11 protein-coding genes are annotated in these 12,063 nt (G+C 39.1%); 6 read left to right on the plus strand and 5 right to left on the minus strand.

Translation table 11 applies throughout. The annotated features are described in order from the left end of the window. Positions 1-2 precede the first annotated feature (2 nt). Positions 3-1,934 carry an ATP-binding protein gene (locus ACPUEN_RS06855; RefSeq protein WP_425639363.1) on the minus strand — a complete coding sequence of 644 codons (1,932 nt, stop codon included), beginning with the start codon at positions 1,932-1,934 and terminating at the stop codon, positions 3-5. A gap of 240 nt (positions 1,935-2,174) precedes the next feature. Between ACPUEN_RS06855 and ACPUEN_RS06860 the strand changes: the two genes are divergently transcribed. Then, positions 2,175-2,495: a YbjQ family protein gene (locus tag ACPUEN_RS06860; protein WP_111613095.1), complete on the plus strand. Its 321-nt coding sequence runs from the start codon at positions 2,175-2,177 to the stop codon at positions 2,493-2,495. A 19-nt stretch (positions 2,496-2,514) separates the two neighbouring features. Here ACPUEN_RS06860 and ACPUEN_RS06865 read toward each other — a convergent pair whose 3' ends face one another. The 4 genes from ACPUEN_RS06865 to ACPUEN_RS06880 are packed head-to-tail and all read right to left on the minus strand — an operon-like array spanning position 2,515 to position 5,395. Then, complete coding sequence (locus ACPUEN_RS06865; RefSeq protein ID WP_425639364.1) at positions 2,515-2,796, minus strand: (2Fe-2S) ferredoxin domain-containing protein; 282 nt, start codon at positions 2,794-2,796, stop codon at positions 2,515-2,517. Next, positions 2,760-4,013: a DUF819 domain-containing protein gene (locus ACPUEN_RS06870; RefSeq protein WP_425639365.1), complete on the minus strand. Its 1,254-nt coding sequence runs from the start codon at positions 4,011-4,013 to the stop codon at positions 2,760-2,762. Before ACPUEN_RS06870 ends, ACPUEN_RS06865 begins: the two co-directional genes overlap by 37 nt. 57 nt (positions 4,014-4,070) lie before the next feature. Then, positions 4,071-4,670, minus strand: a complete 600-nt coding sequence (locus ACPUEN_RS06875; protein WP_425639366.1) for an NUDIX hydrolase — start codon at positions 4,668-4,670, stop codon at positions 4,071-4,073. Between the two features lie 41 nt (positions 4,671-4,711). Then, positions 4,712-5,395 (minus strand): hypothetical protein, encoded by a 684-nt coding sequence (locus ACPUEN_RS06880; RefSeq protein WP_425639367.1) that lies wholly within the window; start codon positions 5,393-5,395, stop codon positions 4,712-4,714. A gap of 316 nt (positions 5,396-5,711) precedes the next feature. On the opposite strand from ACPUEN_RS06880, the gene aceK reads away from it, so the two are divergent. The 5 genes from aceK to ACPUEN_RS06905 all read left to right on the plus strand — a co-directional run bounded on the left by aceK (position 5,712) and on the right by ACPUEN_RS06905 (position 12,059). Further along, on the plus strand, positions 5,712-7,439 hold the full coding sequence (gene aceK, locus ACPUEN_RS06885) for a bifunctional isocitrate dehydrogenase kinase/phosphatase (protein ID WP_425639368.1): 1,728 nt from the start codon (positions 5,712-5,714) through the stop codon (positions 7,437-7,439). A 77-nt stretch (positions 7,440-7,516) separates the two neighbouring features. Beyond that, positions 7,517-8,647: an alpha/beta hydrolase gene (locus ACPUEN_RS06890; RefSeq protein WP_425639369.1), complete on the plus strand. Its 1,131-nt coding sequence runs from the start codon at positions 7,517-7,519 to the stop codon at positions 8,645-8,647. Between the two features lie 18 nt (positions 8,648-8,665). Continuing rightward, entirely contained in the window at positions 8,666-10,093 is a 1,428-nt protein-coding gene (locus tag ACPUEN_RS06895) for a leucyl aminopeptidase family protein (RefSeq protein WP_425639370.1), read from the plus strand. A 2-nt stretch (positions 10,094-10,095) separates the two neighbouring features. Continuing rightward, complete coding sequence (locus ACPUEN_RS06900; RefSeq protein ID WP_425639371.1) at positions 10,096-11,313, plus strand: ATP-grasp domain-containing protein; 1,218 nt, start codon at positions 10,096-10,098, stop codon at positions 11,311-11,313. Between the two features lie 17 nt (positions 11,314-11,330). Continuing rightward, positions 11,331-12,059: a DUF2071 domain-containing protein gene (locus tag ACPUEN_RS06905; protein WP_425639372.1), complete on the plus strand. Its 729-nt coding sequence runs from the start codon at positions 11,331-11,333 to the stop codon at positions 12,057-12,059. The last annotated feature ends 4 nt before the right edge of the window (positions 12,060-12,063 follow it).

Here is a 12,063-nt window from a genome sequence, read left to right on the forward strand (position 1 = left end):
TTTCAACTGAGATCTTTTGAAATAAGATGTTCAGTTATTTTTCCATATAAGACTTCAGGTGTGAAGGGCTTTTCTATAAAATCATTTATACTTAATTCCAGCATCTCTGATTTTATTTCTTGGTGAGATGCCGCAGAAAGCACCAAAATGGGTACTTGATTCTTACCTGAATCCAGGTCTTCCCGAATAAATTTTGCTACTGAAAGCCCACCAAGAATGGGCATCTGCAAATCTAAAAGTATGATATCAAAATTCGTTTTGTGAAACTCTTCAATGGCCTCTTGTCCATCTGAGGCCATCACAAGCTTGCCAATATGCCAATTTTTGAGAAATTTCTTAATCAGGATCTGATTGATCAGATTGTCTTCAGCAACTAGGATTGACACATTTTTTAAAGATTTTTCTTTATAATCCTGTTGTTCTGTTTGATCCTTACTTTTTATTTCCACGCTTTTAAATTTCAATGTAAACTCAAAGGTACTCCCTTGATTCAGAGTAGTTGATACATTTATTTCAGAGCCATGAAGTTCAACTAATCTTTTTACAATAGCTAATCCGAGTCCTGTACCGCCAAATTTACGGGTTGTATCGGATGAAGCTTGTGTGAAAGCCTCAAAAATAGACTCTACCTTATCTTCTGGAATCCCAATTCCCGTATCCTCAATACTAAATTTAATTTCACAGAATTCACGGGTAGCTTTAACCACCTGCAGAACAGTTCTCACCTGTCCGATATCTGTAAATTTGACCGCGTTGGAAAGCAGATTATTAATAATCTGACTTATTCTTACGGAATCTCCAATTAACAATTCTGGAATTTCACCATCAATATCAGTCCTGATTTTCAACCCTTTTTCCTTGGCTTGAAAGGAGTATGAATGAACTATCCGATTGACTAAAACACGTAAATCGAATTGAGATTGCTCCAAATTAATTTTCCCAGCATCAATTTTACTGAAATCCAGTAAGTCATTGATAAGGCTCATCAGATTCTCTGCCGAGAATTTAAGCGTCTTTAAGTTCTCCAATTGATCTTCTCTGGGGTTTTCCTCCATAAGCAGATGAGTCAATCCTATCACCGCATTCATAGGTGTTCTGATCTCATGACTCATCATCGATAGAAACTGAGATTTTACAAGAGAGTCCTTTTCTGCTCTTTCTTTAGCTTGAAACAACTCCTTTTGCGCCTGTTTTAATTCAGTAATATCTCTGGCAATTCCTGTATAAAATGGCTTCTTATCTTCGTGCTCATCAACCATCCTGCCATTTGAGCTAAACACCCTAAACGTCCCGTTTTTATGTTTGATTCGGAATTCCAAGTATTGATTTTCATCTAAAAAATCACTGATCTCCACACCATAAGATTGGAAAACATCCAAATCTTCAGGATTTAAATAGTGCAAAAAACTAGTACCGATCACCTCATCGGCCTCATATCCAAGAAACTGCTTAACATTTGGGGAGATATAATAGAACTCAAGGGTATCAGAAAGCGAGAAAATAATCTCTGTGGATTCTTCAACAAGTGTTCTATACTTTTCCTCAGACTGTTGCAACTCCTCTCTGGTCCGAGCTAATAGTTCTCCTGCCTTAGACTGAAACTTCAATGGATGACCTCTTACGATTAAAAATTTCTCAGAATAGCTAGATGGAAGATTTGTAAATGACCACTCATATTTGATGGAACTCAGCTCTTTAGGCCTTACCTTTTTAAGAAAGGTATTCTTAGGAACTATACCAGTTTTAAAAAATTCCTCCAAAGATGCAACTAATTCTTTTTCAGTTATACTACTTCTCCAATCAAAAGGTATTTCTTGAAAGTGCTTCTTAAAGAATTTATTGAAGAAAATTATTTCCTCAGATTCTATGACAAACAACGGGTCATTTATCTCATTAAAAACATCTGAAATATCAAACTGATTGAATTGTCTCATAGGTTTAGCAACCTCAGGATTTTGGTTTTTCAAAAATTGAAATAAATGCTCCTCGAATCTATAACTAAAAACAGAATCCAAAATATATGTATTTATCTTAAGAAATCATCTTCTTAATTTGACGATCTGACTTTGGATGTGTGTGAAAAACATTTTTCCTATAATCTAAAGAGAACCTTTTGTTCTTGAAATTCGTGTTCAAATGTGTACTTATTTTAACTAAAACACTAACTAATAACAATGATTGTAACTACCACCAACTCACTAGACGGACACAGTGTGGAGCAATATCTGGGAATAGTTTCAGGAGAAACTATAATTGGAGCTAACGTTTTCAAGGACTTTTTTGCAAGTATTACCGACATCGTAGGCGGTAGATCTTCTGCCTATGAGCGCGTTTTAAGAGAAGCTAAAGCGACTGCCATGGCAGAAATGGAGATGCAAGCCAGAGCTTTTGGGGCCAATGCAATTCTTGGAATAGACTTAGACTATGAAACTATTCGTGATGGAATGTTGATGGTCACAGCAAGTGGTACGGCAGTAAAAGTTGTAAAAAAGTAAAAGAATTAGTCCTGAGAATTCAGGACTTTTTTATTTGAGTCAGTACTTTTTCAGCAGTGGTTTTTTTACAAAAAAAGTCTCCTACAATTACATTGGGAGCTGTTTTGCACATATCCATACATTTAGTTTTGATGAATTTACAACTTCCTTTAAAAGGAGCTTCATCCGTAAGACTTTTGAGGTCCTTGTTAAGTTTTTTGGCGCCCTCTTTTTTACAATCGGAACCATTACACACAAATATTAATTTTCTGGAATGTTTCATTTTTACCCTCCTGAAATAGCCTGCATCATCAATCCACATAAATACGCACCATAAGTACCGGCAGCATACCCAAGAACAGCTAAAAGCACGCCAACCGGTGCAAGAGAAGCGTCAAATGCCGCTGCTACTATGGGCGCAGAAGCTGCGCCACCCACATTTGCCTGAGATCCTACTGCTACATAAAAGAAAGGGGCTTTGATAATAAAAGCTACAATGAGCATAATGATAATATGGAAAATCATCCAAACTATACCTACAATAAATAAAAGCGGATTGTCTAAAACTGCTCCCAAATCCATTTGCATACCGATAGTAGCTACCAGCACGTAGAGCAGAACACTTCCCATGCGTGATGCGCCCGCTCCCTCCAATTTCCTTGCCTTCGTAAAGGAAAGCAACAGTCCGGCGGTGGTTGCAATTACTACAATCCAGAAGAAAGCTGAATCCAAGGAATACTGTTTCAGACTTGGGTAATTCTCTCCGATATATGGGGCGACAAAGTCTGCGATCAAATGTGCCAATCCAGTCACTCCAAAGCCAACACCAAGAATAATCATGGTATCAGACAGCGTCGGAATCCTCATTATTCCCTTTCTGAATTCTTCAATTTTATCCCTTAGCTCATAGATTTTAGTACTATCCGCTTTGAATAGCTTATCAATCTTTTCAGGTTTTGCTGCCCAATAAAGCAAGAAAGCCATCCAAAGATTTGCTACCAAGACATCCACGGCAATCATCTGACTGAACAGTTCTGGACTAGGACCAAATACCTCCAACATAGCAGTCTGATTTGCACCGCCACCAATCCAGGAACCCGCAATAGTAGATAAGCCCCTCCAAACCTCTTCTGGACCACTGCCACCCAATAACTCAGGGAAAAGAAAGCCAACGGTCATCAACGCTAGCGGCCCGCCAAGCATAATTCCTAGCGTTCCAGCCAGAAACATAGTCAACGCTTTTGGTCCAAGTTTCAAAATACCCTTGATATCAATGCTAATCGTAAACAAAACCAAAGATGCAGGTAGCAAATACCTACTGGCGACCTTATATAAGCCAGAGCTCTCACCAGAAATCAGCCCAAAAGAATTAGCCAACGCTGGAATAAAATAACAAAGTAAGACTGTGGGAACTATACTGTAGAACTTCCTCCAAAGAGGCCTTTTACTAGCTGAGGTAGCAAAAATCAATGCCAGAATTGCCATAAGCAATCCAAAAACTACAGCATCATTTGTAAATAAAGGGGTATTTTCTTCCATTTCATCAAGGATAATCGACTGCAACAATACCAACATTTGAGTAAAAAGACCAGAATTCTACTTCTTTCCATTCTCTAGAATCTGCAGAAACTCATTTAAAATCATCGCCGTCGCACCCCAAACCATCTCCTGATCTACTTCAAAATAAGGTGTATCCAACTGGAAATTATTACTAAACTCTAAGATTTTTTGTTTGCGGATTTCAGGTTCATAAAGTGCACTGACGGCCGTTTGAATAATCCGATCCACTTCCCTTTTCTCAGGAACAAAATCAGGCACCTCTTCAGCATATCCTATTATTGGGCTTACCAAGAAATTACTGGTCGGAATAAACAAATCACTCATCCTGCCTATTAGCTTGACTTGCTCCGGCAGAATATTGACTTCTTCCCAAGCTTCGCGAAGCGCTGTATCCACTTCATCGGCATCTTCATCTTCCATTTTTCCTCCTGGAAAAGCAATCTGTCCACTATGAACTCCCTGGTAGACAGGCCTTTTGATCAGTGGAAAAAAAGCTTTATCCTCATTGGGATAAAGCAGTATCAAAACAGATCCCTTGCGATGATTATCAGGCAGTTTTGGATCAAACCTCCTCAAATCGACAGGGTTTGGAGACATAGAAAGCTGCGCTTTTTTGCCCGGCAGAGGATGTTTCATTCCATTTACCAACAATTCTAAAACGCTCCTAAAGTCCATTTTTAACTTAAGTCTATCTGTTTGATTTTCTTATTGATGTAAGAATGTGACTCATAAGTCTTAGAAACCTTGGCAAATTGAAACTGCAGCAACTCATGACTTTCTACATTGATGATCCATGCCATGGGTCTGTATCCTGCTTCTTCCTGAAAATACCCAAACACTAAAAATTCCTCTGCATTTAGCCACATACCATCCTCAAACATCCCGGAAGGCCCCATAAAAAGTAAGCGTTCTTTCATCCCATCTTCTCTGTACCAAACTACCTCTGAATCAGGATTGAGGAATGGCTCACCCACAGCTTCCTGAGCTTCAACCTTGTAGCTATAAATATCTATCGTGCCATTGCCAGTTGGATGAGGAATCTGATACGGGAAAAGTGGATCTCCTTTGAGCATTGGATTTCGCTCAGGCATTTCCATTGGATCTATAGAATCAGTCATCATCAATTCAAACTGAGAGGCGTCAAATTCGCCTAGGTCACTACTCCAGTGAGTATACCAACTTTTATTTTGAGCTAGTGCTACATCAATAAGCGCCCTGTTGCGACTTATTTCTTCCTCAGCAACAGTATTATTTTCATTACCCTCATTGGCTTGTTTTTCATTGCTCTCGCAAGCCATCAGTGATAAAAAAGCAATGCTTAAAAAGGCAAAATAAGTAAGTATAAATTTCGGACTCCTCATGGAAGATTTAATTCAGAAGGTTAAGCTAAGTCAGGACGACTAAAAATCAAAAAAGGTTGGAACATTGTTCCAACCTTTTCCTGCTCTCAAACCTATTAAACCTATTGTAGATATTCGTTTTTTGAATACCTGCGAAAATTAGAAAATGTTTTCATATCCACCAAACAATCGATTGCGAAAGATTTTCAAAATTTTATTTCCCGAAAGATTTTATATTCTAAACCCTTAAAAATCAATGAAATTATATCTTAGCTGATCAATAAAAATTTTCTAATTATTTTTTTGCTTTTACTCTCAGTCTGAACAGTCCATATCTATGAACTCAAACCTGCCACAGCAAGTAGCTACTAAAATTTATGTTGGGTTTATCACCTACATGGAATTATTCAATACCTACACCCGACTCGCACCACAATATTTCAGTGAAAAAGCTTGGCATGCGACCCATCTGAATAACAAACAAAGACTTCGACTATATAAAGACCTACTTTTCCCATTAGCTCATGACTGTACTGAATTATTGGAAGATTTAGCAGCTAATGCTGGCAGCTGGATGGAAATAAAATCCACTTATCAAAAACTTATCACAGAACGACTGGATAAGGAAATCGCAGAAACTTTTTTTAATTCTGTGATCAGAAAAAGCTTCCCGAAAATGACCATCGACGAAGATTTGATGTTTGTCATGGAAGGGTATGACTCCTGCGAAGTAAGAGAGTCTGAAGAACTTCTGAGAACCTATCCTTCCTTCTTAGGTTTGGAGAAAAATATCCGCCAAATATTGGATGATTATGATTTCGGAGCTCCCTTTATGGATAAAGAGCAGGATATCAAATTTTTAATTAGCAGTGTAAAGAATGTCATTTTAACAAGATACCGAGTAGGTCCAGATACCAAAACTCAAATTTTGAGATCGGTTTTTTACAGGAATAAAGCAGCTTATCTTATAGGTAGGACCTTTCTTGGGCATAAATGGATGCCTTTTATTATCCCGGTTGTACACGGAAAAAAAGGAGTATTTGTGGATACCTTGATTTTTGATCCCAACTTGATGAGTAGCATGTTTAGCTTTACTCGTTCCTACTTTATGGTAGAAGCAGAAATCCCCTCTCAGGTAGTCAGCTTTCTCAACTCTGTCATACCACACAAAAAAATCCATGAACTCTACAATGCCATTGGATTCAATAAACATGGTAAGACTTTATTTTACCGGGACTTCCTTCATCACATAGATGCCAGCGAAGATCAGTTTGAAATAGCTGCAGGAATCAAAGGAATGGTGATGACGGTATTCACTTTACCCTCTCTCAATATAGTTTTCAAAATGATAAAGGATCACTTTGAACCACCGAAAACTATGACTAGACAAGAGGTGAAGGGTAAATATAAGTTGGTTTCCCTCCATGACCGCGTGGGTAGAATGGCTGATACGCATGAATTTGAATACTTCAAAATCCCGATCGGAAGAATCAGCAAGGAATTGATGATTGAGCTCCGAAAAACCACAAACTCACTTTTAAAAATCACAGATACACATTTAATTATCAAACACTTATACACAGAGAGAAGAATGGAGCCTTTAAATCTGTTCCTGGAGCATTGCAACACAGAAGAAGGGATGAAAGCAGTAGAAGACTATGGGAGATCTATCCTACAGTTGGCACAGGCAAATATTTTTCCCGGCGATATGATGACCAAGAATTTTGGGCTGACGCGTCAAAAGAGGGTGATCTTTTACGATTACGATGAGATCGAGTTTCTGACCGATATGAATTTCCGAGTCAAGCCAAAAGCCGAAACTTATGAGCAAATTTATGCTTCGGAACCTTGGTATTCCATTGCCAAAAACGATGTATTCCCAGAGGATTTCAAAAGATGGATGATTGGCAGAAAAGATCTGAAGGAACACTTTCTAACCTACCATAAGGATCTTTTCGACCCTTTGTATTGGCAGGAAATCCAGCAAAGAATCACAGGCGGTGAATTAATTCATGCTTTCCCCTACCCGGACGAAATCCGCTTTCGCCCGAATGAAATGATTTAAGATCTGAAGTTTATTTCATTGGTATGCCTGCAACAGTTATTTTTGCAGGCTGGGTTATGCCCATAATCACCCACTGAATGAATTCTGAATCACTACTATTAGATTCCACAAATACCGTCAAAAAGACTAAAACCATATTCCTGAGTACTTCTGATGATGATGACAGACCTGTCTACATCTCAGGTAATTTCAATAATTGGACTACACAGGATCGTCGTTTTTTGATGAAGAAAATCTCCAAAGGAAAGTATGAGTTCACATTTCCTGATGGGCCAGAATTCGAGAAAGAGTTAATCTATAAATTTACCAAAGGCGACTGGTCCGAAGTAGAAATAGATCGCTACGGAAATCGTACGCCAAATCGACACTGGAAAAACGATAAAGTAACCAAGACCGAAAAAGTAGCCAAATGGCGTAAAAACTGGCTCCCCTATCGTCCAAGCCAACTTCCAATAATACGTTTAATCTCGGAAGAATTCGAAATCCCTCAGCTCAACAAAACCCGTAAAGTTTGGGCACTTTTACCGCATGATTACAATAACAGCGAGGAACAATACCCTGTGCTTTACCTTCATGATGCCCAAAACCTTTTCAATGAAAATGCTGAATTTGGAAACTGGCAGATAGATAAAAAGCTGGCTGTGATGTCCGATTATAACATTGGCAAGATCATCATCATCGCTGTGGAGCATGGGGAATCTGAGCGACTACAGGAATATAACGTTGGCAAAACGGTGCTGGGAATCGGAAGCGGGAAGAAATACATTCGGTTTATAACAGATACTTTAAAGCCATTTGTAGATAAAACCTACAGAACCAAACCTGAGCGGGAATTCACCGGAATTGGAGGAAGCTCCATGGGCGGTTTGGTCAGTATATTTTCAGGCCTGATCTATCCAGAAGTATTTGGCAAGTTGATGGTTTTTTCTCCTTCCCTCTGGGTTATCCCAAAAATCAAGCTGGGCTTTATTGACTTCTTTGAACCTCAGGAAACCAGACTATACCTCTATGCAGGTGGAGATGAAAGTGAAACCATGGTCAAGCATGTTACCAAATTCCGAAAACGCTTACTCAAACGGGAAAGCTTAAAAGGCAAAATGAAAGTCCATCTTAGCATCAATGAAGACGGAAAACACAACGAGACTTATTGGAGTGATGAGTTCCCAAAAGCCATAGAATGGCTCTTTTTCAGCACTAAAGAAGATTAAAAGCGAAAGCGCCACCTTATGAAATTCAATATTCAGTCAAACTCTAGGAATAATTCAGGACTTTTAATCATCCCTGTGGTGGGTTCTAACTGGTCAGAACTACTCAAGGAAAAACTAGGGGGTAAGTCAGTAAATCCCTCGATTTTCTCTGGGAAAAAGGATTCTTCCTATCAATTAGAAATCGGTGGTAGGTTAGTTTTATTGATAGGCTTGGGAGAAAAAACAGATGTCTCAAGCATTGAAAAGTCATTTCGAAGAGTTCTTTCCAAAAATAAAGATCTGGTAGAAAAATCCGTTTCCATCGATTTTTCTGCCGAATTCTCAACCGAATTAATTGAAAGTGCATTGGTTGGTTTTCAACTTGGAGCTTATAACATTGGTTTTTTCAAGCAAAAGAAAGAAGATCAAAAAGATTTCGCAGAGCTAGAAGTCTCAGTGATTTCCCAAGAGTCGGGATTAGAGAAAACACTTGATCGAGCAGCCAAAATTGCGGCAGCCAAAATCGAAGGGTTCAAATTAGTTGACTTGCCTCCGAATGTAATCACACCTGCCTATTTGGCAGATTGGGCCAAAAAATCAGGAGCAGAATATGGTTTTAAAACTACCATTTTTGATCAGGAAAAGGCAAAAGAAGAAGGTTTGGATGCGTTTTTGGCAGTAGCCCGTGGTAGCGCAAAAGCTCCAAAATTCATCATTATGGAGTACAGAAGCCCTAATGCAAAATCCCATTTGGGATTGGTTGGCAAGGGAGTTACGTTCGACACTGGAGGCTTGAATATCAAAACCCAAGGGATGGTTTATATGAAATCTGACATGGGAGGAGCTGCCGCAGTTTTGGCAGCTACGCAGCTTATCGCTTCACTCAAGCTACCAATTAACCTCACGGCCATCGTTCCAGCGGTAGAAAACTCAGTCGATAAAGATGCCTATCTACCTTCAGAAGTCATCGGTTCTCACGCTGGATTGAGCATAGAAGTGATCGATACGGATGCGGAAGGTCGCTTGATCTTGGCCGATGGCTTGTCTTATTTGGTGAAAAATTATCAGGTAGATCAGCTAATTGATTTCGCAACTTTGACAGGAAGTAGCGTGGGAACTTTCGGCTACGAATGTGGCGCTCTTTTTTCCAATTCAGATACAATTTCAGATTTACTTCGAAAGGCAGGAATGCAGTCTGGTGAGAAAGTATGGCCTCTTCCCATGTGGGAAAGCTATAGATCCGAAATGGACTCAGAGATAGCAGACATCAAAAACTATCACGGGAAACCTATCGCTGGAGCAATCACAGCGGCTAAATTTTTAGAAGCTTTTATCCACGAGCATCCGAACTGGGCACATCTAGATATTGCTGGCGTGGCATTCGGGGACAGTGAATTTGCAAAAACCAAGTCAGGAACTGCTTTTGGAGTCCAATTATTACTTAAATTCATCGAAAATCAATTGTAATTATGGGTGATCAAGGCAAGACTTTTCTATGCATTTCCAACTTTTTCAAAGGGAATGCATTCCTGACAGAACTCAAGAAGCAAGGCAATCGGGTATTTTTGATCACTTCAGAAAAGCTGAAAGACAAGCCTTGGGCATTCGAATACATAGATGAGATTTTCTATATGCCTGGTCAGGATTTGGATTGGGACCTAGAACTACTGATGAAAGGTGTGGGAGGTTTGATGAAAAATCATAAAATCGAAAGCATCGTCGCCCTTGATGATTACGATGTAGAAAAGGCAACTTTTCTCCGAGAAAGTCTAAGAATCCCAGGAATGGGTCAGACTACAGGCCGTTTCTTTCGCGACAAACTTGCCATGCGGATCAAAGCACATGACTCAGATATAAAAGTCCCGGCATTTGCGCCACTTTTCAATGACGATGATATCAATCAGTTTGCGGATCATATCCCTGCTCCATGGGTACTAAAACCAAGATCTGAAGCATCCGCTCATGGCATCATCAAGGTTCACGACAAGGAATCTCTTTGGGAAAACATTCATCAATTAGGAGATAATAGACTCTATTACCTAGTGGAGCAATTCAAACCCGGGGACGTATATCATGCTGATGGATTGATGCTGGATGGCAAAAATCTTTTCTGCTCTGTATCCAAGTATTTGTCCACTCCAATGGAAATCTCCCAAGGAGGAGGGATTTTCCGTTCGGCAAATCTCAAGTTTGGCTCAACTGATGAAAAGGCAATCAAAAAAGCAAATACAGCGGTCATGAAGGCATTTGGAATGAAGTCTGGAGCTACTCATACAGAATTCATCAAGTGCCATGAAGATGGGGAAATCTACTTCCTGGAAACTTCATCCCGTGTAGGTGGAGCGCATTTGGCTGAAATGGTAGAAGCCGCGACTGATATCAATCTCTGGGCTGAATGGGCGAAAATTGAAGATGCCTTGGCTAAAGGATATAAATACCAGCTTCCAAAAGTGTCTAAAAACTACGCTGGGATTTTGCTTACCCTATCCAAATTCCAGCATCCAGATTTGAGCAGTTTTGACGATCCGGAGGTTTATTTTAGAGTTCCTTTGGACTATCATGCTGGATTAATTGTAAAGTCAAAAAATCAGGATCGGGTGATGCAGCTTTTAGATGATTATGCTGAGCGAATTGCTCGAGAGTTCTCTACTATTGCGGATGCACCTGAGATAAAGAAGTTTCATTAGCAAAGTCAATTGTTAGAATGATAATACCCAACATAAAAGGTATAATAGACAGGCGCATCCTTATCAACTTTCAGGTTGATAACGAAGTTTTGGAAAGCTATTTACCTGATCCATTCAAACCTAAACTGATTAATGGAAAAGGGATTGCGGGTATTTGCTTAATTAGGCTTAAAGAAATTAGACCGTTTGGGCTTCCCAAACAAATTGGATTATCTTCTGAAAATGGCGCGCATAGAATTGCCGTTGAATGGATTGAAAATGGAGAGTTAAAAGAAGGTGTTTATATACCTAGAAGAGATACATCATCGAAATTAAATGCAATGGCCGGTGGTACTATTTTCCCAGGAGTACATCATCTAGCTGAGTTCTCAGTAGAAGAAGCTGAAGGAAAATATAAAGTTGCATTCCATAGTGATGATAAAACATCTTTGTCAATTGTAGCAAAAGAAACCCCCGAATGGAATAAGAAAAGTATTTTCAATAGTTTAGAATCTGTATCCGATTTTTTCAAAAATGGCTCTGTAGGATATTCTCCAGATAAAAACACATTCGAAGGACTAGAGTTAAAAGCACACAATTGGAATTTATCGCTATTAGAGGTAGATAAAGTTCATTCAAGCTTTTTTGAAGATCAGAGTATCTTTCCTAAAGGGTCAGTAAAGTTTGATAATGCTTTATTGATGAAGGACATAGAACATGAATGGATAGGTTTAAAAAGAATAAAAAGAACCAAAAACACTTTATAAAAAC

This window comes from Algoriphagus yeomjeoni (assembly GCF_049821175.1).
Lineage (GTDB): Bacteria > Bacteroidota > Bacteroidia > Cytophagales > Cyclobacteriaceae > Algoriphagus > Algoriphagus yeomjeoni_A.

Bases quoted from the DNA above. Each gene is read 5' to 3' on its own strand.
- ACPUEN_RS06865 (WP_425639364.1), bottom strand. From the start codon at position 2,796: ATGTGGATTGATGATGCAGGCTATTTCAGGAGGGTAAAAATGAAACAT.
- aceK (WP_425639368.1), top strand. From the start codon at position 5,712: ATGAACTCAAACCTGCCACAGCAAGTAGCTACTAAAATTTATGTTGGG.
- ACPUEN_RS06855 (WP_425639363.1), bottom strand. From the start codon at position 1,934: ATGAGACAATTCAATCAGTTTGATATTTCAGATGTTTTTAATGAGATA.
- ACPUEN_RS06860 (WP_111613095.1), top strand. From the start codon at position 2,175: ATGATTGTAACTACCACCAACTCACTAGACGGACACAGTGTGGAGCAA.
- ACPUEN_RS06895 (WP_425639370.1), top strand. From the start codon at position 8,666: ATGAAATTCAATATTCAGTCAAACTCTAGGAATAATTCAGGACTTTTA.
- ACPUEN_RS06880 (WP_425639367.1), bottom strand. From the start codon at position 5,395: ATGAGGAGTCCGAAATTTATACTTACTTATTTTGCCTTTTTAAGCATT.
- ACPUEN_RS06890 (WP_425639369.1), top strand. From the start codon at position 7,517: ATGAATTCTGAATCACTACTATTAGATTCCACAAATACCGTCAAAAAG.
- ACPUEN_RS06870 (WP_425639365.1), bottom strand. From the start codon at position 4,013: ATGGAAGAAAATACCCCTTTATTTACAAATGATGCTGTAGTTTTTGGA.
- ACPUEN_RS06900 (WP_425639371.1), top strand. From the start codon at position 10,096: ATGGGTGATCAAGGCAAGACTTTTCTATGCATTTCCAACTTTTTCAAA.
- ACPUEN_RS06905 (WP_425639372.1), top strand. From the start codon at position 11,331: ATGATAATACCCAACATAAAAGGTATAATAGACAGGCGCATCCTTATC.
- ACPUEN_RS06875 (WP_425639366.1), bottom strand. From the start codon at position 4,670: ATGAAACATCCTCTGCCGGGCAAAAAAGCGCAGCTTTCTATGTCTCCA.